The 24,964-nt window shown below is 71.5% G+C and carries 27 protein-coding genes; 15 read left to right on the top strand and 12 right to left on the bottom strand.

Translation table 11 applies throughout. The features are described from left to right. Positions 1-131: 131 nt before the first annotated feature. Both ACFYPN_RS11360 and purU read left to right on the top strand, forming a co-directional pair. On the top strand, positions 132-578 hold the full coding sequence (locus ACFYPN_RS11360; protein ID WP_358756077.1) for a hypothetical protein: 447 nt from the start codon (positions 132-134) through the stop codon (positions 576-578). Positions 579-606: 28 nt separating this feature from the next. After that, complete coding sequence (gene purU / locus ACFYPN_RS11355; protein WP_358755667.1) at positions 607-1,524, top strand: formyltetrahydrofolate deformylase; 918 nt, start codon at positions 607-609, stop codon at positions 1,522-1,524. A 36-nt stretch (positions 1,525-1,560) separates the two neighbouring features. Here purU and ACFYPN_RS11350 read toward each other — a convergent pair whose 3' ends face one another. Both ACFYPN_RS11350 and ACFYPN_RS11345 read right to left on the bottom strand, forming a co-directional pair. Then, positions 1,561-2,988, bottom strand: coding sequence for a maleylpyruvate isomerase N-terminal domain-containing protein (locus ACFYPN_RS11350; protein WP_389297771.1), 1,428 nt, complete (start codon positions 2,986-2,988; stop codon positions 1,561-1,563). Next, the gene (locus ACFYPN_RS11345) at positions 2,985-3,590 is read right to left on the bottom strand and encodes a sigma-70 family RNA polymerase sigma factor (protein WP_358755671.1); all 606 of its coding nucleotides are present in this window, start codon (positions 3,588-3,590) and stop codon (positions 2,985-2,987) included. The genes ACFYPN_RS11350 and ACFYPN_RS11345 overlap by 4 nt, the downstream gene beginning before the upstream one ends. A gap of 374 nt (positions 3,591-3,964) precedes the next feature. Between ACFYPN_RS11345 and ACFYPN_RS11340 the strand changes: the two genes are divergently transcribed. The 3 genes from ACFYPN_RS11340 (at position 3,965) to ACFYPN_RS11330 (ending at position 6,211) form a co-directional block, all read left to right on the top strand. Next, a complete protein-coding gene (locus ACFYPN_RS11340) occupies positions 3,965-4,339 on the top strand; it encodes an STAS domain-containing protein (RefSeq protein WP_358755673.1) in 375 nt (124 codons plus the stop codon). A 104-nt stretch (positions 4,340-4,443) separates the two neighbouring features. Then, positions 4,444-5,016: an EF-hand domain-containing protein gene (locus tag ACFYPN_RS11335; protein ID WP_358755675.1), complete on the top strand. Its 573-nt coding sequence runs from the start codon at positions 4,444-4,446 to the stop codon at positions 5,014-5,016. A gap of 691 nt (positions 5,017-5,707) precedes the next feature. After that, complete coding sequence (locus ACFYPN_RS11330; RefSeq protein ID WP_358755677.1) at positions 5,708-6,211, top strand: ATP-binding protein; 504 nt, start codon at positions 5,708-5,710, stop codon at positions 6,209-6,211. Between the two features lie 13 nt (positions 6,212-6,224). On the opposite strand, the gene ACFYPN_RS11325 is transcribed toward ACFYPN_RS11330, so the two are convergent. Then, on the bottom strand, positions 6,225-7,217 hold the full coding sequence (locus tag ACFYPN_RS11325) for a helix-turn-helix domain-containing protein (protein ID WP_358755678.1): 993 nt from the start codon (positions 7,215-7,217) through the stop codon (positions 6,225-6,227). A gap of 35 nt (positions 7,218-7,252) precedes the next feature. On the opposite strand from ACFYPN_RS11325, the gene ACFYPN_RS11320 reads away from it, so the two are divergent. Both ACFYPN_RS11320 and ACFYPN_RS11315 read left to right on the top strand, forming a co-directional pair. After that, positions 7,253-7,759: a DUF2809 domain-containing protein gene (locus tag ACFYPN_RS11320; RefSeq protein WP_358755679.1), complete on the top strand. Its 507-nt coding sequence runs from the start codon at positions 7,253-7,255 to the stop codon at positions 7,757-7,759. Positions 7,760-8,012: 253 nt separating this feature from the next. After that, positions 8,013-9,380 carry an MFS transporter gene (locus ACFYPN_RS11315; protein ID WP_358755680.1) on the top strand — a complete coding sequence of 456 codons (1,368 nt, stop codon included), beginning with the start codon at positions 8,013-8,015 and terminating at the stop codon, positions 9,378-9,380. Between the two features lie 107 nt (positions 9,381-9,487). On the opposite strand, the gene ACFYPN_RS11310 is transcribed toward ACFYPN_RS11315, so the two are convergent. From ACFYPN_RS11310 to ACFYPN_RS11300, 3 genes are all read right to left on the bottom strand, one after another. After that, positions 9,488-10,699 (bottom strand): NAD(P)/FAD-dependent oxidoreductase, encoded by a 1,212-nt coding sequence (locus tag ACFYPN_RS11310; protein ID WP_358755682.1) that lies wholly within the window; start codon positions 10,697-10,699, stop codon positions 9,488-9,490. 251 nt (positions 10,700-10,950) lie between these two features. After that, entirely contained in the window at positions 10,951-11,991 is a 1,041-nt protein-coding gene (locus ACFYPN_RS11305) for an NAD(P)-dependent alcohol dehydrogenase (protein ID WP_358755684.1), read from the bottom strand. Continuing rightward, a complete protein-coding gene (locus ACFYPN_RS11300) occupies positions 11,988-12,422 on the bottom strand; it encodes a hypothetical protein (protein WP_358755686.1) in 435 nt (144 codons plus the stop codon). The genes ACFYPN_RS11305 and ACFYPN_RS11300 overlap by 4 nt, the downstream gene beginning before the upstream one ends. A 121-nt stretch (positions 12,423-12,543) precedes the next feature. Here ACFYPN_RS11300 and ACFYPN_RS11295 point away from each other — a divergent pair, with 121 nt between their 5' ends. After that, a complete protein-coding gene (locus ACFYPN_RS11295; RefSeq protein WP_358755688.1) occupies positions 12,544-13,392 on the top strand; it encodes a helix-turn-helix transcriptional regulator in 849 nt (282 codons plus the stop codon). Between the two features lie 49 nt (positions 13,393-13,441). Here the strand turns inward: ACFYPN_RS11295 and ACFYPN_RS11290 are convergent, their stop codons facing one another. Next, complete coding sequence (locus ACFYPN_RS11290) at positions 13,442-13,861, bottom strand: hypothetical protein (RefSeq protein ID WP_358755691.1); 420 nt, start codon at positions 13,859-13,861, stop codon at positions 13,442-13,444. 78 nt (positions 13,862-13,939) lie between these two features. Between ACFYPN_RS11290 and ACFYPN_RS11285 the strand changes: the two genes are divergently transcribed. The 3 genes from ACFYPN_RS11285 (at position 13,940) to ACFYPN_RS11275 (ending at position 15,830) form a co-directional block, all read left to right on the top strand. Continuing rightward, positions 13,940-14,761 (top strand): helix-turn-helix transcriptional regulator, encoded by an 822-nt coding sequence (locus ACFYPN_RS11285; RefSeq protein ID WP_358755693.1) that lies wholly within the window; start codon positions 13,940-13,942, stop codon positions 14,759-14,761. After that, positions 14,758-15,006 (top strand): DUF397 domain-containing protein, encoded by a 249-nt coding sequence (locus tag ACFYPN_RS11280; protein WP_358755695.1) that lies wholly within the window; start codon positions 14,758-14,760, stop codon positions 15,004-15,006. Before ACFYPN_RS11285 ends, ACFYPN_RS11280 begins: the two co-directional genes overlap by 4 nt. Positions 15,007-15,131: 125 nt before the next feature. Then, complete coding sequence (locus tag ACFYPN_RS11275) at positions 15,132-15,830, top strand: alpha/beta hydrolase (protein WP_358755697.1); 699 nt, start codon at positions 15,132-15,134, stop codon at positions 15,828-15,830. A 186-nt stretch (positions 15,831-16,016) separates the two neighbouring features. Here ACFYPN_RS11275 and ACFYPN_RS11270 read toward each other — a convergent pair whose 3' ends face one another. Together ACFYPN_RS11270 and htpX are read right to left on the bottom strand one after the other, a co-directional pair. Then, positions 16,017-16,601, bottom strand: coding sequence for a hypothetical protein (locus ACFYPN_RS11270; RefSeq protein WP_358755699.1), 585 nt, complete (start codon positions 16,599-16,601; stop codon positions 16,017-16,019). Positions 16,602-16,680: 79 nt separating this feature from the next. Then, positions 16,681-17,592, bottom strand: a complete 912-nt coding sequence (htpX, locus tag ACFYPN_RS11265; protein ID WP_358755701.1) for a zinc metalloprotease HtpX — start codon at positions 17,590-17,592, stop codon at positions 16,681-16,683. Positions 17,593-17,738: 146 nt separating this feature from the next. On the opposite strand from htpX, the gene ACFYPN_RS11260 reads away from it, so the two are divergent. Both ACFYPN_RS11260 and ACFYPN_RS11255 read left to right on the top strand, forming a co-directional pair. Continuing rightward, positions 17,739-18,107 (top strand): FKBP-type peptidyl-prolyl cis-trans isomerase, encoded by a 369-nt coding sequence (locus ACFYPN_RS11260; RefSeq protein ID WP_358755703.1) that lies wholly within the window; start codon positions 17,739-17,741, stop codon positions 18,105-18,107. Between the two features lie 434 nt (positions 18,108-18,541). Beyond that, positions 18,542-18,712 carry a hypothetical protein gene (locus tag ACFYPN_RS11255; protein ID WP_358755704.1) on the top strand — a complete coding sequence of 57 codons (171 nt, stop codon included), beginning with the start codon at positions 18,542-18,544 and terminating at the stop codon, positions 18,710-18,712. 147 nt (positions 18,713-18,859) lie between these two features. On the opposite strand, the gene ACFYPN_RS11250 is transcribed toward ACFYPN_RS11255, so the two are convergent. The 3 genes from ACFYPN_RS11250 to ACFYPN_RS11240 all read right to left on the bottom strand — a co-directional run bounded on the left by ACFYPN_RS11250 (position 18,860) and on the right by ACFYPN_RS11240 (position 21,599). Next, entirely contained in the window at positions 18,860-19,963 is a 1,104-nt protein-coding gene (locus ACFYPN_RS11250) for a tyrosine-protein phosphatase (RefSeq protein ID WP_358755706.1), read from the bottom strand. Positions 19,964-20,112: 149 nt separating this feature from the next. After that, a complete protein-coding gene (locus ACFYPN_RS11245; protein ID WP_358755708.1) occupies positions 20,113-20,799 on the bottom strand; it encodes a pyridoxal 5'-phosphate synthase in 687 nt (228 codons plus the stop codon). Between the two features lie 149 nt (positions 20,800-20,948). Continuing rightward, positions 20,949-21,599, bottom strand: a complete 651-nt coding sequence (locus ACFYPN_RS11240) for a TetR family transcriptional regulator (RefSeq protein WP_358755710.1) — start codon at positions 21,597-21,599, stop codon at positions 20,949-20,951. A gap of 322 nt (positions 21,600-21,921) precedes the next feature. Between ACFYPN_RS11240 and ACFYPN_RS11235 the strand changes: the two genes are divergently transcribed. Both ACFYPN_RS11235 and ACFYPN_RS11230 read left to right on the top strand, forming a co-directional pair. Next, positions 21,922-23,952, top strand: a complete 2,031-nt coding sequence (locus tag ACFYPN_RS11235; RefSeq protein ID WP_358755711.1) for a hypothetical protein — start codon at positions 21,922-21,924, stop codon at positions 23,950-23,952. 156 nt (positions 23,953-24,108) lie between these two features. Then, positions 24,109-24,933 (top strand): VOC family protein, encoded by an 825-nt coding sequence (locus ACFYPN_RS11230; RefSeq protein WP_358755713.1) that lies wholly within the window; start codon positions 24,109-24,111, stop codon positions 24,931-24,933. Positions 24,934-24,964: the final 31 nt, after the last annotated feature.

Below are 24,964 nucleotides of genomic sequence, written 5' to 3'. Positions count from 1 at the left end.
ACGGGCAACGCCACGTGACCGGCCGGTGAATTCCGGGGGCCCGCACGAACGCCGTGCGCGGGAACGTACGATCGACAACCGTGCACCAAGGTTCGGAGAACACTTCCCGTCGAGGCCGCCGCTCCACCACCATGGACGGCATGCCGCTCAATGACATGCCGTGGTGGCGCTGGCGCAGCAACGTGCGCTCGGCGCTGCACATGCTCTCCGACCCCGTCTTCCACCACGAGTGCTGGCTGGCCGGCCGGGAAGGGTACGGCGACGTCACCGACGCCGTCTACCGCCTGGTCGAGGACACCTGGCTCGACAACTGGTCCGCCGAGAAGTACATAGGCACGATCTTCCGCGACCCGGCCGAGGCCGCCGCCGTGGACGCCGCCGTGCTGCGGGTGCTGCGCATCATGCACCAGGTCGGCGCGGACGCCCCCGTCTCCGCCTATCTGGAGCACGCGGGATGGCCGGAGGCCGTCCAGACCACCCGCCAGGCCCATGTGCTGCTCGCCACCAACGACGGCGACGACCCGGACGTGCCGCCGAGTTCGCTGGACGTCCTCCGCATCATGACCAGATCGGCCTGAGACCGGGCGGGTGTGGCAATCTACGGGGATGACCGCGCCGCAGCCCGCTTCCCCCGTCCCGGACGCCTCGGTAGTCGAATCCGGGAGCGACGAGAGTTCCGAGAGCTACGTCCTCGTGCTGTCCTGCCCCGACAAACAGGGCATCGTGCACGCCGTGTCGAGTTACCTCTTCATGACCGGGTGCAACATCGAGGACAGCCAGCAGTTCGGTGACCACGACACCGGCCTCTTCTTCATGCGGGTCCACTTCTCGGCGACCTCGCCGGTGTCGGTGGAGAAGCTGCGGGCCAGCTTCGCCGCGATCGGCGACTCCTTCCACATGGAGTGGCAGATCCACCTCGCGTCGGAGCGGATGCGGGTGGTGCTGATGGTCAGCAGGTTCGGGCACTGCCTGAACGACCTGCTCTTCCGGTCCCGGATCGGCGCCCTGCCGGTGGAGATCGCGGCCGTCGTCTCCAACCACGAGGACTTCGCCGAGCTGGTCGGCTCGTACGGCGTGCCCTTCCGGCACATCCCCGTCACCCGGGACACCAAGGCCGAGGCCGAGGCGGAGCTGCTGGAGCTGGTCCGCGCGGAGAACGTCGAACTCGTCGTCCTCGCCCGCTACATGCAGGTCCTCTCCGACGACCTCTGCAAGGAACTCAGCGGCCGGATCATCAACATCCACCACTCCTTCCTGCCGAGCTTCAAGGGCGCCCGCCCCTACCACCAGGCGCACGCCCGGGGCGTGAAGCTGATCGGCGCGACCGCCCACTACGTGACGGCCGACCTCGACGAGGGCCCGATCATCGAGCAGGAGGTCGAGCGGGTCGGCCACGGCGTCACCCCGGACCAGCTGGTCGCGATCGGCCGGGACGTGGAGTGCCAGGCGCTGGCCCGGGCGGTGAAGTGGCACGCGGAGCGGCGCATCCTGCTCAACGGCCGCCGCACGGTGATCTTCGCCTGAGAACGCCCCGGGACGCGGGCGGGCGGCCCGCCCGCGTCACAGCCGGCTGAGCGAGGCCGCCGCGAACAGCACGTCCTGGATGGCCTGCCGGTCACCGACCTGCCCCGCCGCGGCCTCCACCGGCGGCACATGGCCCGCGACCAGCTCGCAGAACTCCACGCCGTCGAGGGCGATCTGCGCCACCGTGTGGTCGGCCGAACCGACGGCGGCCGGCGAGTCCAGCGGGATGTACCAGTCCCCGCCGCCCCGGCCCTCCACTTCGAGGTGGAGCGAACGCCCCGGCGAACCCGCCGCCACCAGCTCCTTCGCGGGCGCGGCCAGCCCCGCCCGGCGCCGTACCGCCAGCGCACCGGGCAGCAGCCGGGCCGCCAGGTCGACCATCTTGTTCAGGTGCCCCGCGGCCGGCGGGGCGTACGGATAGTGGACCGCCCGCGCGATGTCCCAGCCGTGCACCCAGCACTCGAAGGCCCGCTCCAGCAGTGAGTCCCGCACCGACAGCGAGAAGCTCCCGTACGAGACGGAGTCGTCCGCCACCCCGTGCTCGGCGAAGGAGACCGTACGCAGCAGGGTGTGGCTCTGATCGCGCCACGGCGTACGGACGGACCGGTTCGCCGGGCGGCCCGACTCCGACCAGATCGCCTCCGTGCGCGCGGTCGGCGTACGGGGCAGGTCCCGACCGCCCAACGGGTCGCGCGGGGCGAGCGCGTCGACCACGAGGCCGTCCACGGCCAGCAGATGGGCGATCACCCCGGCCACCGTCGTCTTCCGGGTGGCGGGCTTCTCGTCCTCGAACCACCGCAGCCGCACCGGGGCGTGCCACTCGGCGTCGCCGATGTCCCGGAGCAGCGCGTCGAGCCGCGCGGTCTCCGCGTCGTAGGGCGCCGCCCACTCCGGCAGCGGGATTCCGGCCGGACGCCGCTCCAGGCAGCTCTCGATGACCCGGGCGCGGAGCTTCGGGTCGAGGTCGAGCGAGCGGTCGGTGTGCAGCAGCCCCACCGCGTCCCGCAGCCGCGTTCCCTCCTCGCGGCAGGGCAGGCAGCGGGCGAGGTGCTCCTCGACGGTCGCGTTCTCCTCGGCCGAACAGGCGGCCAGCGCCCACGCGCCGAGCATCGACCGGAGCTCCGAGTGCGAGGCCTCGGGCTCCGGGACCGCCGGCACGGGCACCGTGGGCAGCACGAACGGCAAAGGCTCCGGCCGTCGTCGGCGCCGCCGCACCGTCTCCGGGCCGGCCCCACCCTCCGCTTCCGGTTCACCCTCCGCCTCTGGTTCGCCCTCCGTCCCCGGCAGGTCCTGCACATCGGTGAGGTCCGCGAGATCCGTCAGGTCCGAGGGGAGCACCGGACGCGGTACCGAGTCGAGGGGCAGGTCGTCCGGGGCGCTGCGCGGACCCGGTATCCGCCGGGCGCGCCGCACGTCGTCCCCGGTCCCGCCACTCGTGCCGCCGCCGTCGTCGTGGCCGCTCACAGGGCACGTCCGTAGCCGGGCGGCGAGAAGCCGTCCACCGGGGCGAGGTTCGCCGTCGAGAGCAGCTGGAGCCCGAGCCGCAGCCGGCGACGGGCCTCCAACTCGGTCACCCCGAGGTCGGCGGCGGTCTGCCGGTAGTCGCGGCGCTGGATGTACGCCAGTTCCAGTGCGGCCCGCAGCGGCTCGGGCATGGTGGCCGCGATGTAGTCGGCGCGGGCCGCGGCGGTCGCCTTGCGCAGACGTTCGTCCAGCTCCGAGGTGTCCCGCGGTCCGTCGCTCCCGGCCCCCGCTCCGGCGTCGTCCTCGTACGCGTCGCGTTCCGCCGAGCGCAGCCGCTCCACCGAACGCCGGTGGGCGAGCCGTGCCACCCAGGACCGCATGGACCCGAGCCGGGGATCGTAGGCGTCCGGGTTCTCCCAGACGTGGGTGAAGACCTCGCGGGTCACGAGGTCGGCAGCGGCGTCGTCGTCCAGCATCCGGTGGGCCTGGCTGTGTACGAGTGCGGCGAACCGGTCGTAGAGCTCGCCGAGGGCCGCCGCCTCGCCGCGTGCCAGCCGTTGCTGCATCCTGCGGTCCCAGCGGGGAGGTGCGCCGTACGCCATGAAACCCCCAGCCCTGCGCCCTGCGGTCGGTCCCGGAACGTGCCCCCGTGCCCCTCGTGCACCTTGAATGTAGTGCGCGACCCGGTCCGGACACGAACCTTTGCGCCAACTACACCCCGGGGGGCCACTGAATGGTAAAGGGGCCCCGGATTCCGGGAGGCCGGGGTGCCGGGGGTGCCGCCGGGGCGGGGCGTGCGGAGGCGGGAAGGCTCCTTGCCGGTCGCGGCCTGCGTAAACCCCCACGCACACGGATGAGCCGCGCGGTGTTTCATGGAGGGGCGAATGGGCAGCCGCCAGGAGGAACGGAATCCTCCGCATCGACACCGGTACGACACCGGTCTCGTCGGGAGCCCCGGAACGAGAGGTCCAGTCGCGTGACGCTGAAGGTGGACGAAGCCGAGCAAGGTGATTGGACCGTGCTGCGGATAGACGGCGAGCTCGACCTGGTGACGTCACCCGTCGTCCGTCAGTCCGTGCACGGGGCCGTAGCGGCGGGGCGGCACCAGGTCGTCCTCGACCTGACGGACGTTCTCTTCTGCGACTCCAGCGGGGTCGGGGTGCTGATCGCCTCGCGTCGTCTGATGAAGTCCTGCGGCGGCCGACTGAGGCTCATTCTGCCTGCCCGGGGGGCCGAGGACGGCTCCCACGTCAACCGGGTACTGGCCGCGCTGGGGGTGCGCCGGCTCTTCGAGGTCTATCCCGACGCGGACGCCGCCGTCGACGAGACCGCTCTCCCGCTGCCCGCCTGACCGAGCGACAGACGGCGGAGTGCGGGAGTTTGTCATACCGCCGTGTCACATCGCTGTCTTGCCACGGTGACACGTGGCGACCTCGGGCGTCGTACGCTCCCGGCATGGACAGCGCAGAATACGAGCGCAAGATCGCGCACCGCTTCGCCGCCTTCGACCTGGACGGCAGCGGCTACATCGACCGGACCGACTTCAACGCCGCCGCGGCCCGACTGCTCGCCGAGTTCGGCACGACGGCCCGGTGCGACCGGGGGCAGGCCCTCTACAGCGGGGCGGAGGCCTTCTGGCAGGGGATGGCCGGGATCGCCGATGTGGACGGGGACCAGCGTGTCAGCCGCGAGGAGTTCGTGGGCGGGGCGGTGAAGCGCCTGCGGGACAACCCCGAACGGTTCGCGGAGATCGCCCGCCCCTTCCTGCGCGCGGCCATCGACGTCGCCGCCGCCGACGGTGCGAACGGCCCCGTCGACCCCTCCGGCGCGCCGGTCCGGGGAACGTCGGCCGCCGGTACCGCTCCGGTCGACGCGGTGGAGCGGGCCCTGCGGGTGCTCGGCGCGGACGCGGACATCGCGCGCGTCGCCGCCCGGAGCCTGGACACCGACCAGGACGGGCACATCGCGGAGGACGATGCGGTGGCGGCCCTCGCCGCGTACGTCACCGTGATCGAGCCCGACGCCTGAGGGCGGCTCGGGCCGGACGCCCGAGCACGCGTTCGGTGCTGGGGAGAGCACGCGTTCGGGCCGGACGGCTGTGCGCGCGGGCGGGCCCGGTGTGTGAGCCCCCCGCGCCCCGGCTGCGCGCTCCGTAGTGCGCCGGGCGTGCGGATGGGCGTGCATTCGCTCAGGCGTCCTGCCTCCCTCTTCGCGCACATGTCCGGTCCCGCCGTCCGCCGCCGCCGGAGGGAACCGTTCCGGCGGGGCGGAGGCCGGTCGCCGCATGCGGTGACGTGCGGTGACGTAAGGCGGCCGACCCGTGGGCCGGGTCCGCGACGCCTCGTGGCCGCTTCGTCACCGGCAGGAGTCGTCGGCGTGCTCGGGTAATCTCCGTGGGATGCGAGAGCTAGTGGAACCGGACGCTCCGGAGGCGGCCCGCGCGGCGGTCGAAGGCCGGGTGCGGTGCCTTGCTCGTACCTCACGGAGCTGCACCGGGCCGGGCCGGACGGCGATGCCGGGTGTGCGGAGGTACGCCTCGGCGGCCTCCCGCCGAGTGCGTCGCACAGTATGCACCACGCGTACTCCTTCGCGCGTGAATATGCCCGAAGCGCTTGTTGCGGTGACTGTACGTCAACCATGCTGTCGCGCACAGGAATCACGTTCCGTGATCCTGAGGAGGCGCGAGGCGATGTGTCCGCCGGTTCGGATGGTGTGAGCGGTGCAGGTGCTTCAGGTTCAACTGGAGGTCGGGGCGGATCCCGCAGAGGTGGGACGAGCCCGCAGATGGGCGCGGTCGCGCCTGGAGGGGTCGGGGATAAGGGATGACGAGCCGGTCGCCGAGACGCTCATCCTCCTGATCTCGGAACTGGTCACCAACGCGGTGGTGCACACCGGCTGTCCGGCCGTGCTGCGCATGCTCTTCGGCCCGACCGGTGCGCCGGGGGCGGGCGGCACCGTACGCGTGGAGGTGGCGGACGCGAGCGCCCGCCCGCCGAAGCAGCGTCACGCCGAGGGCGACGACACCAACGGGCGTGGCCTGGAACTGGTCGACGGGCTCGCCGACCGGTGGGGCTGGATGCCCGAAGGCACCGGGAAGCAGATCTGGTGCGAGGTCGACCGGAACGGCCGGGCGGCGACGGAGGCGCGCGCCGAGGACCCGGCCGCGCTCGACGGCTACGATCCGCTGCTCGCCCTCAGTGATCTCTACCCCGATCTGACCTGACGTCCGCGAGCGGTCACCCCTGGACGTCGGCGGTCGCGCGGAAGGTCCGGCGGTAGACGGTCGGGGGGACGCCCAGGGCGGCCTGGAAGTGCTGGCGGAGTGAGGCCGTGGTGCCGAAGCCGGACTGGCGGGCGACCTGGTCGACGGTGAGACCGGAGGACTCCAGGAGCCTGCGTGCGTGCTCCACCCGCTGCTGGGTGATCCACTGGCCGGGGCTGATGCCGACCTCCTCGCGGAAGCGGCGGGTGAAGGTCCGCACACTCATCGACTCGCGCTCCGCCATGTCCCGCAGCTGGATCGGCCGGTCCAGGCGGCCGAGTGCCCAGGCGCGGGCCGCGGTCGTGCCGGCGATCAGGGGTTCGGGGACCGGACGCTGGATGAACTGACGCTGTCCGCCGTCCCGGTGCGGCGGTACGACCGTGCGGCGGGCCACGTCGTTGGCGACGGCGGTGCCGTGGTCGCGGCGCACGAGGTGCAGGCAGAGATCGACCCCGGCGGCCACCCCGGCGGAGGTGAGCACGTCCCCGTCGTCCACGAAGAGCACGTCCGGATCGACCCGGATCCTCGGGAAGAGCCGCTGGAAGTGGTCGGCGGACGCCCAGTGGGTGGTGGCGGGGCGCCCGTCCAGATATCCGGCGGCGGCGAGGACGTATCCGCCCGTGCAGATGGCGACCAACCGGGTGCCTGGCCTGAGGCGGGCGAACGCCGCCGTGAGTTCGCCGGTCAGCCGGCCCTCGTCGTACACCGGGCCCAGCTCGTACGAGGCGGGGACCACGAGCGTGTCGGCGGTGGCGAGGGCCTCCGGACCGTTGCGGACCATGACGGAGAAGTCGGCGTCCGTCTCGACCGGTCCGGGCGGGCGGACCGAACAGGTCACGACCTCGTACAGGTTCTCGCCCCGGCCGTGCGGCCCGAGGGCTTGAGCGATCCCGAAGATCCTTTGGGGGATGCCCAGTTCGAACGGGAGCACCCCGTCCAATGCGAGCACGACCACGCGGTGCGGCACGACCGCCTCCTCTGATTCTGGTAGATCTCTCCGGTATGACGCACCAACAGCGGGACGAGCGGCGGCCGGACGGGCGCCGGTACGGAGCCGCGCGCGTCCCCGTGCCCGCTCCCCGCCCCTCGGCTCCCCGCACCCGGGCGGTCGCGGTCGCGGCGGCCGTGCTGACCGTCGCCACCGCCCTCGCCGTCCGGGCCTTCGCCGGTGGGGACTTCGCGAAGTACGCGGGCGACGCGCTCTACACCGTGCTGGTCCACGCCGTGGTGGTGTTCGTCGCGCCGCGCGTGCGTCCCCCGCTCGCCGCCGGTGCGGCGCTGGCGTTCAGCTGTGCCGTGGAGTTTGCCCAACTGACGTGCGTACCGGCGACGTTGTCCGCACGCTCCGGGGTGGCCCGGTTGGTGCTCGGCTCGACCTTCAACGCCCCGGACCTGCTCTGGTACGCGGTCGGCGCGGCCTTCGCCTGGTGGGTGCACCGGTGGGCGGTCCGGCGCGGGCCGTCACGGGTCGGTCAGCCTTCCGCGCGGGACCTCTCTTCGGACTCCTGAGTCTCCCGCAGCCGCAGCACATGGGCGGTGGTGCGCCGGCGGGTGCTCTTCCCCGTACATGCGGTCGGTCCTCGTCCTCGGGGGCGGAGTGGGGGCGGAGCGGAGTGGGACGGAGTGCGCGGGCCGCGTCAGCAGCCAACAGCCCCTCGATCGTCGATCGTACGCACCGTCGCGCCCCCGGTGGCCCGATCCTTGCGACAGGTGTCCTTCGGGCCGCTCGTGCGCACCTCGCCCCCCGCCGGATGCTTCTCCCGTGACCCAGAGAACCGAGAGCACCGCCAGGAACGACGGCGGGCGCGCGACCCCCGGCCCCACCGTCGACTCCGCCGTCCCCGCACGCGGCTCGCGCCGGTTCCGGCGCGTCCTCCCGATCCACCGCGCCTGGATCGTCGCGGCCGTGGCCTTTGTGACGATCATCGGCGGGGCCGCCTTCAACGCCCTGCCCGGACTCCTCATCGACCCGCTGCACACGGAGTTCGGCTGGTCGCGCGGCGAAATCGGCCTCGCCGTCTCGATCGACCTCGCCCTGTACGGGATCACCGCGCCCTTCGCCGCCGCGCTGATGGACCGGTTCGGTATCCGCCGGGTGGTCGCCGTCGCGCTGACCGTGGTGGCCGCCGGTGCGCTGGGCAGCGTCTGGATGACGGCTTCCTGGCAACTGATGGTCTACTGGGGCCTGTTGGTGGGTCTCGGCACGGGCTCCATGGCCATGTCCTTCTCCGCGACCGTCACCAACCGCTGGTTCGTCGCCCGGCACGGCCTCGTCACCGGCATCCTCACCGCCGCCGGCGCCTCCGGGCAGTTGATCTTCCTGCCGCTCTGCGCCTGGGTCGTCAAGGAGCACGGATGGCGGCCCGCCTCGGTGACCGTCGCCCTCGCCGCTCTGGCCGTCGTCCCGCTGGTCTGGTTCCTGCTGCGCGACCACCCCGCCGACGTCGGCCTCGCCCCCTACGGCGGTACGTACGAGGAGAAGCCCGCCCCCGCGCGGGGTGCCGCTTCCCGGACCCTGCGGGCGCTCTTCGACGCGGCCCGCACCGGGCCGTTCTGGCTGCTGGCCGGGGCGTTCGCGATCTGCGGCGCGTCGACCAACGGCCTCATCCGCACCCACTTCGTGCCCTCCGCCCACGACCACCACATGCCGATCACGGCCGCCGCCTCGCTGCTCGCCGTCATCGGGGTCTTCGACATCATCGGCACGGTCTTCTCCGGCTGGCTCACCGACCGCTTCGACTCCCGCCGGCTGCTCGCCGTCTACTACGCGCTGCGCGGGGTCTCGCTGCTCTTCCTGCCGATGCTGATGGCTCCGTCGGTGCACCCGCCGATGGTCTTCTTCATCGTCTTCTACGGCCTGGACTGGGTCGCCACCGTTCCGCCCACCATCGCCCTCTGCCGGGAGCAGTACGGCGACGACAGCGCGATCGTCTTCGGCTGGGTGCTGGCCTCGCACCAGATCGGGGCGGCCGTGGTCGCGTTCCTCGGCGGAGTGGCCCGGGACGCCTTCGGCTCGTACGACGTCGTCTGGTACTCCGCCGGGGCGCTGTGCGCGGTGGCCGCCCTGATGTCCCTCGTCCTCCGCCGCAAGGCGCTCCCCCCGGACGCACGAGCGGTGGCGGCGGTCTGACGTGCGGGGGACTGGAGCGGACGCTCGCCGACTGCGCTCGGGCGCTCGGAGCGGACCACCCCCGGACCGTGGCGCTGCGGGGGGCCTCGCCGACCCGGCCGAGACGGTCAGCGGGGCGCTCGGGCGATCCGGTGCGCGATCTTCACCGCGTCCCGGGCCATCTCGCGGAACATCCCGCTGATGGGGTTGGAGAACCCGGTGAAGTACAGCCCCGGTGCCCCCTTCGGCGGCTTGGCTCCGTGCGCCACCGGCCGGCCCCGTCCGTCCAGGACACCCAGGTGCCCGACCAGCCCCTCCAGGGCCCGCCGGTAACCCGTCGCCGCGATCACCGCGTCCGGCGTCAGCCGCGTCCCGTCGGTCAGCACCACCGCCGACTCCTCGAACGAGCCGATGGCCGCGACCGGCCGCACCCGTCCCGCCTTCACCGCGTCGATCAGCCCCACGTCCTGCACCGGGATCGCCCCGTCCTTCACCCGCGAGTACAGCCCGGTGTCCGGGCGCGGCAGCCCCTGCGCCGCGAGGTCCGGCACCGCGGCCTTCGCCATCAGCGCGCCCGCCCGGTCGACCAGCCACACCGGCAGCCGCCGCACCAGGATGCCGGTCGCCTGCGCGGGCCATCCGGCGGTGGACCGCCGCACGATGTGCGGGACCGTACGCACCGCGATCCGCACCTCGGACGCCCCGCCCTCCACCAGGTCCACGGCGATCTCGGCCCCGGTGTTCCCGATCCCCGCGACGAGCACGCTCCGCCCCTCGTACGGCCCCGGGTTGCGGTACTCCGCCGCGTGCACCAGCTCCCCGGCCCACGCCTCCCGGCCGGGCCAATCCGGTAGGTGGGGCGTGTGGTTGAAGCCCGTCGCCACGACGACCGCGCGGCCCGTCAGCACCCGCCCGCCGGTCGCGGAGAGCACCCAGCCGGCCCCGTCCGGCGCCCGGTCGACGCGGGAGACCTCGACGCCGGTGATCACTTCGAGCTCGTGGAACGCGGCGTACTTCTCCAGGTACCGCACCACGTCGTCCCGGGACACCCACCGCCCGAACTTCCGGGGCATGGCCAGCCCCGGCAACGCCGACCAGCGCCGGGTGGTGTGCAGATGGAGCCGGTCGTAGTGGCCGCGCCAGGAGGCACCGACCTCCGGCGCCTTCTCCAGCACGACGACCCGTACCCCCCGCGCGCGCAGCGCCGCAGCCGCCGCGAGACCGCCGGGCCCGCCGCCGATCACGTAGACGGGACGGTCCTCCGTACGGTCGATGGAGGCCGGGATCGCGGCGGGGCGATCGGAACTGCCGTCGGAGGGCGCGGGCGCGGAGTCGGACATGAGCGTCGAGCCTAATCGCGTGCAGCGTGAATGGGTCTCGACGGAGATCGGAATCCGTTGCGAATCGATCACGGAGCAGGGTCAGTTGACCGACCGTACGTTTCCGGGTCGGGAAGGGGCGCGCGGAGCAGCTGGACGCCCCCGTCCCCGTCGCGGGCGCCCTGCCGGTGCATCCCTGACCTGGCCACATGACGGGGTGGCGCATGCGCGGGATTTCCCCCGGCCAGTCCCCGCCCATGCGCGCTCGCCGGTCATCCGATCTCGATGACCACCTTTCCGAACGGGCTTGCCGATTCGTAGTACGTGTACGCCGCCGCGGCTTCCTCGAACGGGAACACCCGGTCGAGGACGGGCCGGAGCCGATGTGCGGTGATGGCGTCGTTCATCGCGGTGAACTGGGCGCGACTGCCGACTGCCAGTGCGCGGACCGTGGCGGCGACGCCGAGCAGCAGACGAGGATCGACCGGCGGCCAGTTGCCGGAGACGGACCCGACGAAGGCGACGTGTCCGTCGACGGTGACCGACTTCAGCGACTGCTCCAGCGTGCCGGCGGTGTCGACGACACGGTCGACGCCTCGCCCGGCGGTGACTTCACGGGCAGCGGTGTGCCAGTCCGGGACGTCGCGGTAGTTGATCACCTCGTCGGCGCCCAGATCGCGAAGGCGCTGTTCCTTGTCCGGGCTGCTGGTCGTGGCGATCACCCTCGCGCCCAGGATCTTGGCGAACTGCACCGTGAACAGCGATACACCGCCGGAGCCGGTGGCCAGTACGGTCTGCCCCCGCTGGATTCCGCGGCCGTCGCCGGTCAGGGCGTTCCATGCCGTGACGGCGGCGCAGGGAAGAGTTGCCGCCTCGGCGTAGGAGAGGTGCTCGGGCACGGGTACCAGGGCGTCCTCGGGGAGGATCGCCAGCTCGGTGAGCATTCCGTCGAGCGAGCCGCCCAGTTGCGGCAGGTGTGCCGTTTCCAGCGGACCGTCCAGCCACAGGGGGAAGAGCGCGGCGGTGACGCGGTCGCCCGTGCGCACCCTCCGGACACCCGGTCCGACGGCGACGACCTCGCCGGCACCGTCCGAGATCGGTATGACGTCCGGTTTGACGGGCAGCAGGTACTTTCCCCGCAGCACCAGAAGTTCACGGAAGCCGAGGGAAGTGGCGTGCACCGCGACCGCGACCTCCCCTTCCCCGGGGGTGCGTGGTGTGTGCGTGCGCAGCGACAGGCCGTCGACACCGTCGCCGGTGGTGACGTGGTAGCTGCGCACCGTCGATGGGCGTACCGCAGTCAACGCGCTCACCCCTCGATGAACTGGTAGTCGGTGACGATGCGGCCGTCGGGGCCGAGCATGAGGATCTCCAGCCCGACGCCCGCGACCTCACCCCCGTCGCGGGGTGCCATCTCCCAGGTGAACCTGACGACGTCGCGGAGCCGGTCGGTGTTGCCGCGCGACCGGAAGACATAGGTGCCCGGCGCGACGAACTCCTCTTGGGCGCGCGTCACCCGGAGCTCCCACGCGTGGTGCCCGCGCGCCTCCAGGAGGGGCTGGTCGAAGCCCAGCCCTCGAGCGGTCTCCAGGATGTCCTGGGGAGGCCGCAGCACATGGACCGCATCGGCGGACCACAGCTCGCGAATCGCAGCGCGGCGGCGCTCTCCGTCGGGTTCGTTCCACACGGCAACGAAGCGGTCGGTGAGGTCGTGGATGTCAAGGACGGTGTCGGCGTCAGCCATGGGTGATCCCCTCGGGTTGCGAATGGACGGCGTCCGGCAGCGACCCTGCTGCGCCCGTCGGCACGCGGCAATTCCCCGCAGGGAATCGCGGATCGGCAGCCGATCGGGATACACAGGAGGGGTGATCAGCGAATCGGCCCGAGGCGGGCTCGCCGGAGCGTTGCGTGAGTGGCGCATACGGCGGCGCGTCAGCCAGCTGGAACTGGCCGTGCGTGCCGGAACCACGCAGCGGCACGTCAGCTTCATCGAGAGCGGACGGTCGACCCCCGGCCGATCGATGATCATCCGGTTGGGGGAATCCCTGGAAGTGCCGATCCGCGAGCGCAACGAACTGCTCCTCGCCGCCGGATTCGCACCGGTCTACCCGCAGACCCGCCTCGACGACCCCCGACTCGCGCCGTTCCGTACCGCCCTGGAACGGATTCTCCACGGCCACCTGCCGTACCCGGCGGTGGTCGTCGACCGGCACGGTGACCTCGTCTCGGCCAACACCGCCTTCCACGCCCTCACCGCTGGTGCGGCTCCGCACCTGCTCGTGACCCCGGTGAGCGTTCCCCGGGTGTTGCTGCATCCGCAGGGCCTCGCGCCCCGCATCGTCAACCTCGACGAGTGGGCGTGGCACATCATCGACCGCCTCCAGGCCGAGAGCGTGCGCAACCCGGACGACCGACTCCAACGCCTGGCCCGCGAACTCACCGACCTGGCACCGCCACGGCCGCGCGAGTCACCGCACCACCTCGGCTTCGCCGTACCCCTGCGCCTGCGGGCACATGATCCAGCCGACGGCAGGGAGCTGACGCTCATCACCACGCTCACCCATTTCGGCACCGCCATCGACGTCACCATCGCCGAACTACGACTTGAGGCGTTCCTGCCGGCCGACCAGGCGACCAGCGCCATGCTGGCCGAACTCCATCAGGCGGTCACCGATCCGGCCGCCACGGCCCCGCGCGGCGCCTCCGGCAAGTGATCCCTGCGGGCCTTCCCGACGTCTGATGCTTGATGCGCCCAGCCGGCGCTCAATCCTCTTCCTCCTCCGCCTCCCAGGCCAACTGCGCCCGCACCAGCCCGTGCAGCAGCTCCGGGTCCACGTACTCGCCCTCCTCCGGCGACCCGCACCGCCAGCTCAGCGGGTACGTATTGCCCTCGGCGGCCGGGATGCCGACCCAGTGGTCCCGCGCGGCCGGCCCGAAACAGGTCGCACCAGGGGGCCAGTCGAACTCTTTGCTGGATCCGGGAGGGATCAGGAAGTACGTCCACCGCGCCCCCGCGACCTCCCGGACCACCGGACCGGGCTCACCGGCCGTGAGCGTCATCAGGTGATGGACGACCGCCTCACCTCGTACGCCCTTCAATCGGATCGCGTCGAAGTGAATTCCGGTCAGGTGGAGTTGATGTCCGGCCATCGGAACCCATTCGGGGAGTCTCTTGCTCGTCATGGCTATGAGAATCGCGCCGGTTGCCTAGCGTGACCAGTACGACACGGTCCACATCGGAGCGTTGTGGAGGAGAAGGCGGTGGCTGTGGGAACGAGTGGTGAGCCCTCGGGAGTGCGACGGCTCGTGGGGGACCTGATCCGCATCCATCGGACGCGCACGGGGCTCACGCAGAAGGAGTCGGCGGACCGGCTCCTCATCTCCGAGTCGCTGATGGGAGCCTACGAACGGGCCGAGCGCATCCCGTCGATGGAGTTCCTGCGCGACGCCGATCGCGTGTTCGACGCCCGGGGGGCGCTGAAGGCGTGCATCGAGCTGGTGGACGAGGAGAAGTACCCGGCCAAGTTCCTAGATTGGGCTCGACTGGAGCGGAACGCGCGGGTCATCAGCGCGTACGAGACGATGCTGATCCCTGGGCTGTTGCAGACGGAGGCGTACGCGTACGCGCTCTACCGGTCCCGGAAACCCGCTTATACGGAGGACGAGATCGTGCGCCACGTGGAGGCGCGACTCGAACGGCAACCAGTTCTGGTCAGGGCCACCCCACCGCACGTCGGCTTCGTCATGGAGGAGTCGATCCTGGATAAGTCACTGGGCGGCCCAGCGGTATTGAAGGAACAGTTGCTTCATCTGCTGGACTGCATTGGACGGATGAATCACCTGACTGTGCAGGTGGTGCCGTCCAATCAGCACACACACGCAGGACTCAACGGGCCTATGCAGTTGATGAACACGGCGGAGGGCCGCAGTCTGGTGTTCGTGGAGGCGCAGGGCGGCGGTAGGTTGATCTCCAAGCCCGAGCAGGTCAGCGATCTGTTCGACCTCTTCGGCATTCTGCGGGCCCAGGCGCTCAACCCCTGGGAGTCCGCCGAACTCATCGAGAAGAAGGCGGAACAACTGTGAGCACCGGTTCCGAACTGGCGTGGTTCAAGTCGAGCTACAGCAACAACGAGGGCGAGGCCTGCGTCGAGGTCGGCTACGACTGGCACAAGTCGAGCTACAGCGGCAATGAGGGCGAGGCCTGCGTCGAGGTCGCCGCCTGCCCCCGGGCCGTGCACGTCCGGGACTCCAAGGTGACCGACGGCCCGACCTTCGCGGTCGCGCCGGACGCCTGGACCGCGTTCGTCGCCGGGACCGTCGGCGCCTGACCCATACCCCTCCGGGCGTACGCCCTATGGCGTGTCGCAGAAGTGGATCAAGGTAGTGAGTGATGGCCGGCCATGGTCCAGAGCTGAGATCACTGGCCTGGCGCCGACCTGAGGAGGGGGGCGAATTGGCCGCCGTGGTGCTCGTTCACGGCCTGTATCACCGTCCCGAGCACTTCGCCGTGGTGGCAGAACGCTTGCGGAACGCAGGGACCGAGGTTGTCGTTCCCGAGCTCCACCGGGGTTCATTGCCCGCTGACACAGCCGTGGTCCAGGCTGCCATCGACGCGCTGCACGAGCCTCCTGTAGTGCTCGGTCACTCCTACGGCGGGTCAGTGATCACCGGGGTGCACGGAGCGGGACACTTGGTCTATCTTGCGGCCTTCGTGCTGGATGTCGGCGAGAGCGCGGCCGGTCTGGGTGGGGCGTCCCCGCAGCTCCAGGACGCGATCAACCCCGAGCCCGATGGCTCGACCAGCCTGCACCCCGACCGGGCTGTCGACACCCTCTACAGCGACTGTCCCGAACCTCTCGCCGCCTGGGCAGTTGGCCTGCTGCGTGCGCAAGCCCCCGGCTGCGGGCGAGGAGTTCCGGAGCGCCACAGCTGGAAGCGCACTCCCTCCACCTACGTCGTGTGCGGACGGGACCGGGCCATCGACCCGGGCCTGCAACGGAAGATGGCCTCACGCTGCACCGACGTGCGCGAGTGGCAGACGGGCCACTCCCCGTTCGTAGGACAGCCCGGTCTCATCGTTGAACTCCTGCGGGAACTGCTCGCCACCGACACCCCGCGCAGGCGGGATGAAGGAGTCACAACCACTCATTGATGGCTGCGATGAGGACGGTCGCCTCGTAGCGGACAGCGAGCTTGTCGTGTCTCGTGGCGACCGCGCGGTGGCCGCTTGAGGCGATATCGCAATCCACGCGAACGCGGAAGGCCCTCACTCGTTCAAGATCACTCAACCGTGATCGCCCAACCTCCGTGGACAGAACGCCTAGTGCCGGGAGAGGCGCTACAGACCCGGCGCGCCCCACACCGGGAACCACCGGGCCAGCTCCTTCTCCACCCGCAGGTCGTCCCCGAGTGCGGCGCGTACCTGGAGCTCCAGGCCGTTGTCCCGCTTCTCCGTGCCACCGGGAAGCGGGGCGAACGGGTAGAAGGTGCCGCGCTTGTACAGGTACACCAGCGCGAGCGAGCGGCCCTCCGAGTCGCGGAAACCGATCAGTGAGCAGAGCAGGTGCGGGCCGAAGCCGCCGTCCTGGAGCAGTGTGTTCACCGCGTGCAGGTCGTTGACGAGGGCGGCCGGGTCCTCCGGCGGCTGCTGGGCGAGCAGCCAGGTGTAGCCGTACGCGTCCTGGCTGAACTCCACCGGCACCCCGCCCCGGGCCGTATCGGCGTCCAGCAGCTCTCGAACGTCGTCCTGGAGGCGGGCGAAGTTGCCGCCCTCCACCCCGGCGAAGCAGACCGAGCCCCGTCCGGACGGGGTGAAACCGGTGGCGGCCTCCAGGGTCAGCGCGGCGGACGGCACGGCGAAGAGCTGGTCGAGATCGGGGCGGACCGGCTTGCTCCGGCCGAGGATCGCGTCGAACAGACCCACGGAGGCTCCTCCAGGATGACCGGGACTACGGGCGTTACGGGCGTTACGGGTCTTGCGGGTCCTTGCGGGTGTTTCGGGGTCACGGGCGGGAGAGATCGGCGGAGATGCGGGCCAGCTGGTCGAGTCGCTGCTCCAGGGTCGGGTGCGAGGAGATCAGCCGGCTGAAGCTCTCCTTCGAGGAGAACGCGGGGACGAAGTAGAAGGCGTTGTACGGCTCAGCCTTCCGCAAGTCCTCGGTCGGTATGCGCGCCATCTGCCCGCTGACCTTCGTCAGCGCGGAGGCGAGCGCCGAGGGGCGGCCGGTGAGCAGGGCGGCGGTGCGGTCGGCGGAGAGCTCGCGGTAGCGGGAGAGCAGCCGGGTGAGCAGGAAACTCAGCGCGTAGACCACCGCGCTGATGAGCGGAATCAGCATGATGATGATGCCCGCGGGGTCGTTTCCCCGGCTGTTGCGGGCGAAGCCGCCCCACAGGGCCACTCGGGTGATGATCCCCGCCAGCACCCCCAGGAACGACGCGATGGTCATCACCGCCACGTCCCGGTGGGCGACGTGCGACATCTCGTGCGCGAGGACGCCCTCCAACTCCTCGGGCTCCAGTCTTCGCAGCAGCCCGGTGGTCGCACAGACCAGGGCCGACTTCTCGCTCCGGCCCGTGGCGAACGCGTTCGGTACGTCACTCCGCGCGATGGCCACCCGGGGCTTCGGCATGTCCGCCAGCGCACAGATCCGGTCGATCGCCCCGTGCAGCTCCGGCGCCTCCTCGGGGGTGACCTCGCGGGCCCCCATCCCGTACGCGGCGATCCGGTCGCTGAACCAGAACTGCACGACGAACAGCCCGCCGGCGATGATCAGGATCACCGGCCACGAGCCTTGCAGCACCGCGAGCAGCACCCCGACGAGGACCACGTACAGCAGACCGATGAAGAACATGGTCGACACCATGCGGGTGGTCAGCCCCCGGTCGGGGGCGTAACGGGAACGGGCTCTGGCCATGGGTGCCTCCAATGCCTGATACGCCTTCCATGGTGCTCCTTCCCGGCGGAAAGGGGGCCGGGTCGCCGGGGGGTCTCTGCGGATAGCGTGATCAGCGGCGTACGGAGACTTCCGGCCACCGGAAGCGGACAGGAGACGAGGCTGCGATGCCGAAGCCCGAGATCGATCCCCCCGTGGGCGACCCGCCCACCGAACTGCTGATCAGGGACATCGTCGTCGGCGGCGGTGAGGAGGCGAAGCGCGGCCAGGTGGTCCGGGTCCACTACGTCGGAGTCAACTTCGCCACGGGGAAGGAGTTCGACTCGTCGTGGGAGCGGGACGAGCCGTTCAAGTTCGCGGTGGGAGGCGGCCGGGCCATCAAGGGCTGGGACCGGGGCATCGTGGGGATGAAGGTCGGCGGCCGGCGGGAGCTCGTCATCCCGCCGCGCCTCGCCTACGGCAAGCAGTCGCCCTCCTCGCTGATCCCGCCGGGCTCCACGCTCGTCTTCGTGGTGGACCTAGTCCAGGTGTCGTGACGCGGCGGAGGGAGGGATCGGGCCGACGCGGATTCTCGGCACCAGGCATCCGCGCGTCCGGGCCGTCGTGCGGCGCCTCGACACCGTGATCGAGGGAGGGGACGGGCCGGGGGCGAGGGCGGAGGCCCTGCGCCGCGCCCTGCCCGACCTTGATCCGCCGGACCCGACCTAGTGGTGGACGGCACGTTCTGGTACCCGCGCTTCTCCCGGCTGCGTCGAATCGTCCCCAGCCACGTGCTCCTGGCGTGGCCCGAGTTCCGTATCGACGGGCAGCCGGGCGGTGCCGACCGTGCGGCAGCACCCTGGGTGCCCGTCTCCGAACTCTTCGCCGGCGTCGGCGAGCCGGCCGGGCGGGGCGGCGGCTTCACGAACGCGGGCCCGGAGACGCTCTTCGAGCCGCTGTCCCGGACCACCGTCGGGCGGGCGGCTGCCCCGTGTCCGACGCCGCGTCCGACCTCTCGTGCGCCCTCTCGGCGTACCTGCTCACGGACCTCGGGTACTTCGACTCCCGGGACGACCTCGTCGCCCGGCACGGGCAGACCCTGTGCGGTCCGGCGAGGTCCCTGGCCGAACCCGTCCTGGGGCGCCGAGCGGCCGGCGCCTGATTCCGGTCCCGCGACCGGCTCCGGACGGACCCCGTCGTCGAGCCCCGCCGTTGTGCCCCGTCGTCGAGCCCCGTCGTCGAGCCCCGTCGTCGAGCCCCGCCGTCGAGCCCCGCCGTTGTGCCGCGACGGCGGAGTGCCGGGCGGTCCTCAGCCGACCAGCAGCGAGGACTTCAGCTCCTTGATCTCCTTCGGGGAGAGGCCGAGGCCCTTCTTCTCGTAGTTCTCGAACGAGCCGAACCGGGCCTCGACCTCGTCGAAGCCGGAGTTCAGGTACTCGGCGCGGACGTCCAGCACCGGCTTGTACGCGGCGGCCATCTCGGCCGGCATCGCGGCCAGCGCGGCGGCGTTCGCCTCGGCGCGGTAGGTGTTGCTGGCCAGGTAGTCCTGCATCACCGTGGCCTTCGGCACGCCCAGCGCCGTCAGCAGGGCGGCGTTCGCCCAGCCCGTGCGGTCCTTGCCGGCCGAGCAGTGGAAGAGCACCGCGTGCCGGTCGTCGTCGGCCAGGCCCGCGAAGACCAGCTGGTAGGCGGCCTTGCCGGTGGCCGAGCTGACCATCGACTTCTCGCCGTCCACCATGTACTGGGCGGACTTCTCGGCCGAGGACAGGTCGATCGCCGAGCTGATGTCGCCCCCGATGACGTCGGCGACGACGTACTTCGCGCCCGTGGGGACCGTGTCCGGGGCAGAGGTGCGCTCGCCCGCGGTACGGAGGTCGAAGTCGACCTTGATGCCGAGACGGCTCAGCTTGGCGGCATCGGCGGTGGTGAGGGTGTTCAGCGCGCCGGAGCGGTAGACCTCGCCCATCGTGACCCACTGGCCCGTGCTGGTGCGGTAACCGCCCGCGTCGCGGAAGTTGACCGTGCCGGAGAGCTGGATCTCGCGGTCGGCGAGGTGGAGCGAACCACCCTCGGCCGGGACGAAGTCGAACCACTGGCGGTCCGCGGCCGGCAGGCCCTTGACGGTCACGGTGGCATGGCTGCCGCCCTGGGCGACGACCCTGCCGTTCGCCTTGACGAGGACCTGGCGGACGCCGGGGGCGGTCCAGGAGAGGGTGTACGAACCGTTGTCGTTCGCCGTGACGGTCGCGGCGGTGAACGGTATCCGCCGGTCGTGCTCGTGCGCGGCGGATGCCTTGCCCGGGTGGGCGGAGGCGTGGTGCGGGGCGGCCGAAGCGGCCGAGGCGCCGGCCCCGACGAGCAGGGCGGCGGCGGCGACGGCCGCGGAGACCTTGGCGCGGTTCATGGTGTTCATGGGGGTGAGCCTGCTTCTGCCGGACGAGCAAGGGGGGAACGCTGGATGAATTGCCGACAAAGCCGGGCTGCACCTCTGGTCCGGTGTGCTGTGTCCCCGTCGCGCCGCCTGTCGCGCCGCCCGCATCCCTGCCCGTACGGCCGCGTTCCTCACGGCCAGAGCAGCTCCCGCACCCACCCCGCTCCCCGACGCCGGTAGCGGAGCCGTACGTGGCGGCGGCGCGGGTCACCCTGGAAGAACTCGACCTCCTGCGGCTGGACGACGTACCGCCGCCAGCTCTCCACCTCCGCTTCGGGCTCGGCCTGCGCCCGCTGCCACGCGGCCTCGGAAGCGCGGGCCAGCTCCTCGGCGTCCGCCAGCACCTCGCTCTGGCGGCCGACCAGGCCGGAGGCGAGCGCACCGGTGGACCGGGCGTGCAGATCGGCCCGGCTCTCCTCGGCGGACCCGAGGGCGACCGGGCCGCGTACCCGTACCGTCCGGCCCTGCACCGGCCAGTAGAAGTTGAGCGCCGCGTGCGGGTGGGCGGCGAGCTGGTGGCCCTTGGCGCTGGTGGCGTGGGTCGCGAAGCGCCAGCCGCGCTCGTCGGCGTCGTGCAGCATCAGCGTCCGCACGTCCGGATGGCCGTACGCGTCCACGGTCGCCAGCGCCATGGTGTGCGGCTCGGGCTGTCCGGCGGCCACGGCTTCGGCGAACCAGGCGTGGAAGAGCGGGACGGGCGCCTCGGGTGCGGTGGCCGGGTCGAAGCCGGGCAGCTCGGTGTCCCACACGCGCTGGGCGTGCAGCAGCCGGAGAAAGGTGGCGTGTGCGTCGGTACGGGACGCGTCGTCGTCGCTCATGCGGTCATTCCAGCAGCAGGAGAGGGGTCCCGGGTACACCGACGGCGGGCCACATCGCGTGTGTGGCCCGCCGTCGGTGAGACAGGATGCCGGGCGTCCGGGGCCGGCCGTGCGCCGCCCGGTGAAGGGGGGATCTCCGTCGCGGGCGCCTACTTCGTGGGCTTCTTGCCGGTGACACCGAGGTGCACCAACAGGGCCAGGTTCGGGCGGAGTTCGCCGACCTTCACGCCGGTACCCGTGGTCAGGGCCTTCTGGTGCGAGGCGACAGCGGCCAGCATGGCGACGAGCGCACCCGCCACCGCGGCCGGACTGACGTCCTTGTCGACCTTGCCCTTGCCCTGGAGGTCCTTCACCGCGTCCGTGAGGGAGTTGGTGAACGAACCGAGGATCTTCACGCGGATCTTGTTGAACCGCTTGTCGCCCTCGGCCGAACCGAGGTCGATCACACGGAGGATCGCGTCGTTGCGCCGCCAGAAGTCGAGGAAACCGTCCACGAGTTCCTCGGAAGCCTGCCAGCCCGCCTTGCCGACCCACGAGCGGCCGGAGGTCAGTTCGTTCAGTCCGGTGCCCTCCTTGGCCAGTTCGTCGGCGACTTCGAGGACGGCGCCTTCCACATCCGGGAAGTACTGGTAGAAAGTCGCGGGTGAAGTCCCCGCCTTCCGTGCGACGTCGATGACTTTGACGTCCCGGTACGGCGAGGAGCTGAGCATCTCGCTGAGGCAATCGAGCAGCTTCTGCCGCGTCGCCTGACCGCGTCGACCGGCCACGCGGCCGTCGACGGTGCGTACTTGTCCTGTCATGCCGTCAGCTTACCGACGGGTGAACGGAGCGCGATTCGGCCGAGTGCAAATGGGGAATTACCCAGCGCGCAGCGGGCGAGGGGTGGTATTTCGGCCATCTTTTTCCTCTGGTCCGCGGGGGCGGCCGACACTCCTGATGCCCTTGAGGTGCGGGTGGCCGCACGAGGTTCCGGAGACGATCGGTCGAACGGTAAGTGTTATCAACAGCCTGTGGATAACTTCGGTGGAAAACTTCTGCGGAGAACTTCGGGCCGGCTCCGGGCCGCCTTTCGTCCCGGGGCCCGAGCGGGGGCCGCACGGGCCGGATCCAGGAAGAGGAGAAATGACGGCCATTTCGCTGGAGGCGCTGGCAGCCGTTCCGTGGGACCGGTTCGAGTCGCTGTACCCGCCCGTCCCCGTCCAGCGGGTGCCGGAGGTGCTGCGGCGCATCGCCCTGGGGGAGGCGGAGGAGGGCGACGAGCAAGCGGTGCACCTCTGTCTCGCCAACGGGCGGGACCGGGTGACCGAAGCGGCGACCGAAGCGCTGCCCTTCCTCGTGGCGCTCGCCGCCGACCCGGGCACCGGGACGGTGCGACTGTGGCTCGTCGAACTGCTCGCGGGCCTGGTCCGGACCGCCGGGACGGCCGCCCCGGCGCGGGTCCACGGGGGGTGGGCGGACGCCTGGGAGCGGCACCGGCCCACGACCCTGGTGCTTCTCCACCACAGGGACGCCGAGGTGCGGCGGTGCGCCCTGCCCCTGGGGGGTGTCGCCCCGCTGCTGGAGAGATGGCGGACCGAGACGGAACCGTCGATCCGGCTGAACGTGCTGTGGGCGCTCGGTAGGGCCGCCGCTGCCGAGGCGGAGCGGGGCACCCTGGCCGAGGAAACGGCCGAGGAGGTGCGGGAGGTACTCACCGGGGTGGTGCGCGACGGGAGTCCTGCCCTGCGGATCGCGGCCCTGGAAGCGTGGGCGGACTTCGACCCCGACGTGCTGGCCCGGCAGAGCGGCCTGCTGGTGGAGATATTCGCCGGTGGCGACGTGGAGGAGACCCAACGGGACTTCGCAAGGCTCTACTACCTGCCCGAGGCCGAGGCGTTCCTGTCCCGCGAGAGGGGCCTGTTCGGAATCATGCTCCGCTTCAGCGCAACACCTCGGGCGGCGATTTCCTTCGTGGCCCGATTGGCGGAGGCCACCGCTCGCACCGGGGACACCCTCCTGCTCCGCGCCGCCCTGGAAACCGCCTGGGACCTGCTGGTGGCGCACCGCTCCGTCGAACCCGGGCTGCTGCCCCTCGCGGGAGCACTGCTGACGCACCCGGACCCCGGCACGAGGATCTGGGCGGCACACCTCCTCGCGGTTCTGGGCGCCCCCGCGGAGCCGTACGCCGACCGGCTGGCGGCCCTGCTCGACGATCACGGTGAGGACGAACTGATCGAAGGCACCGTCGCGAACCAGGCGCGCTGGGCCCTGACCCGCATCGGTGACCCGCGGGGACTTCCGGGGCTCGTGGAGCAGTTGTACGAGCCGCCGTACCGCGCGCACTACGGGGAGGGCTACGTGGAGGAGGCCCCGCGGCTGCCCGAGATCGACGACGTGCTGGTCCCCCTGCGGGAGCACGCCGATCTCCTGCTGCCGGCCGTGCGCGAGGTGATGCGGTGGCAAGCCGAGGAGTACGAGTCCTGGGGAGGCCTCACCGGACGTCTGCTCCGGGTCCTGGAAGCATGGGGGGAGAAGGCGCTGCCCGCGCTGCCGGAGGTGGTGGCACTCCTGGGCTCCGCCCACGATTCGCTGAGTGCCGTCGACGTGCTGGTGGCGATGGGGCAGGGTGCCGCGTCCGCAGAGGACGTGGTGCGCGGATGCACGGTCCTCGACTGGCCCCCGAACCATCTGAAGGTGGAGTACTCCGCCCGGCTCATCGGTGGTCGGCACCACTCGGCCCTGCAACTCCTCGGGGAGACGTTGACCGCCTCCGAGGGGCCGCACCACGGGTTCGCGCTCTGCCGGCTGGCCGGTCACGGTCCGGCTGCCGCCCCGTACACCGCTCGGGTGAGGGAGCTCCTGGACCGGAGCGACGGCGGGACGCGGCTCGACGCGGCGATCACCCTGTGGTCGATCACCGGCGAAGCGGAGCCGAGTGCCTCGGTCCTGGAGGAGTTCGTCCTGCCGGTGGCGGAGGGCGACGACACATGGGGGAGCTTCCGCCGCGCCCTGCGCGCCCTGGCACGGATCGGCCGGATCACCCCGGAGGCGAGGGCCGCGCTGCACACCGTCAGGGACTTCGACCGGCGCCTGACCCCGGGCCGGGACTACGTCGACCTCCTCGCGGACGAGGAGACCCGGGCCGCGATCGAGGAGGTACTCGCCCTGCCGTGAGCCCACCGGGGCCCGCCCGCGGACGGGTGGCCGATCCCACCGGCAGGCGGGGGAAGGCGGGCGCCGTTACCTTGGCCGGGACAGGTGTCACGCACACGTGACACGCCCGGCCGCGCGGCAGGACCGCGCGCTCCCGGCGAGGGAAGGACCCGGCCCATGGCGGCATTCGCGCACTCCGTTCCCTGCTGGGTGGAGGTGCACCTCTCCGACCTGGAAGCGGGCAAGCGCTTCTACGGCGGGCTCTTCGGCTGGACCTTCAGCGCCGGGGACGGCATGCCCTTCGCCGACGCCTACAGCGAAGGCCGGCTCGTCGCCGCGCTCGCCGCCAAGACGGACGGCCGGATGCCCACCACCTGGGGCGTCCACTTCGCCACCGACGACATCCGGGCGACCGTCCACGCGATCCGCGAGGAGGGCGGCCAGATCATCACCGACCCCGTCCGCGCGGGCCGTGCCGGTATCCTCGCGCAGGCCGTCGACCCCGACGGCGCCGCCTTCTGGCTGTGGCAGGCGGAGGAGCGGCCGGGCTTCGAGAAGCAGAACGAACCCGGTTCGTACTGCTGGACCGAGCTCTACACCCGGCGCCCCGACCGGGTCGACCCCTTCTACGCCCGCGTCTTCGGTTTCCGGAGCACCGACCTGGACGCCGACACGAGCGCCGGCGCGAGCGGGGAGGCCGGGGCGGCGAAGAGTGGCATCGACTTCCGCATGTGGTCCCCGCCCGGTGTCACCCCCGGCCCCGACACGGCGGTCGGCGGACGGAGCGTCATCACGGACGCCTTCCCCGAGATGATGCCCAGCCACTTCCTGACGTACTTCGCCGTCGCCGACTGCGACCGCACCGCCGAACGGGTGAGGGAGCTGGGCGGTCGCGTCACCGCCGAGCCGTTCGACATCCCGTACGGGCGGATGGCGGCGTTCCAGGACGACCAGAGCGCCGCGTTCGCCGTGCTCCAGCCGGCCGATCCGACGCTGCCGTAGGCGGAATCCCGGGGCGCCGGCCGTGCCGTGC

It is taken from the genome of Streptomyces sp. NPDC005576 (assembly GCF_042871745.1).
In the GTDB taxonomy this organism is placed as follows: domain Bacteria; phylum Actinomycetota; class Actinomycetes; order Streptomycetales; family Streptomycetaceae; genus Streptomyces.
Note: the sequence above shows the minus strand (reverse complement) of the source record. Positions and strands in the feature narration are given on the sequence as shown.

Bases quoted from the DNA above. Each gene is read 5' to 3' on its own strand.
- ACFYPN_RS11345 (WP_358755671.1), bottom strand. From the start codon at position 3,590: ATGGCGTACGGCGCACCTCCCCGCTGGGACCGCAGGATGCAGCAACGG.
- ACFYPN_RS11260 (WP_358755703.1), top strand. From the start codon at position 17,739: ATGCCGAAGCCCGAGATCGATCCCCCCGTGGGCGACCCGCCCACCGAA.
- ACFYPN_RS11290 (WP_358755691.1), bottom strand. From the start codon at position 13,861: ATGACGAGCAAGAGACTCCCCGAATGGGTTCCGATGGCCGGACATCAA.
- ACFYPN_RS11300 (WP_358755686.1), bottom strand. From the start codon at position 12,422: ATGGCTGACGCCGACACCGTCCTTGACATCCACGACCTCACCGACCGC.
- ACFYPN_RS11250 (WP_358755706.1), bottom strand. From the start codon at position 19,963: ATGAACACCATGAACCGCGCCAAGGTCTCCGCGGCCGTCGCCGCCGCC.
- ACFYPN_RS11320 (WP_358755679.1), top strand. From the start codon at position 7,253: ATGACGCACCAACAGCGGGACGAGCGGCGGCCGGACGGGCGCCGGTAC.
- ACFYPN_RS11235 (WP_358755711.1), top strand. From the start codon at position 21,922: ATGACGGCCATTTCGCTGGAGGCGCTGGCAGCCGTTCCGTGGGACCGG.
- ACFYPN_RS11240 (WP_358755710.1), bottom strand. From the start codon at position 21,599: ATGACAGGACAAGTACGCACCGTCGACGGCCGCGTGGCCGGTCGACGC.
- ACFYPN_RS11245 (WP_358755708.1), bottom strand. From the start codon at position 20,799: ATGAGCGACGACGACGCGTCCCGTACCGACGCACACGCCACCTTTCTC.
- ACFYPN_RS11310 (WP_358755682.1), bottom strand. From the start codon at position 10,699: ATGTCCGACTCCGCGCCCGCGCCCTCCGACGGCAGTTCCGATCGCCCC.
- ACFYPN_RS11360 (WP_358756077.1), top strand. From the start codon at position 132: ATGGACGGCATGCCGCTCAATGACATGCCGTGGTGGCGCTGGCGCAGC.
- purU (WP_358755667.1), top strand. From the start codon at position 607: ATGACCGCGCCGCAGCCCGCTTCCCCCGTCCCGGACGCCTCGGTAGTC.
- htpX (WP_358755701.1), bottom strand. From the start codon at position 17,592: ATGGCCAGAGCCCGTTCCCGTTACGCCCCCGACCGGGGGCTGACCACC.
- ACFYPN_RS11230 (WP_358755713.1), top strand. From the start codon at position 24,109: ATGGCGGCATTCGCGCACTCCGTTCCCTGCTGGGTGGAGGTGCACCTC.
- ACFYPN_RS11335 (WP_358755675.1), top strand. From the start codon at position 4,444: ATGGACAGCGCAGAATACGAGCGCAAGATCGCGCACCGCTTCGCCGCC.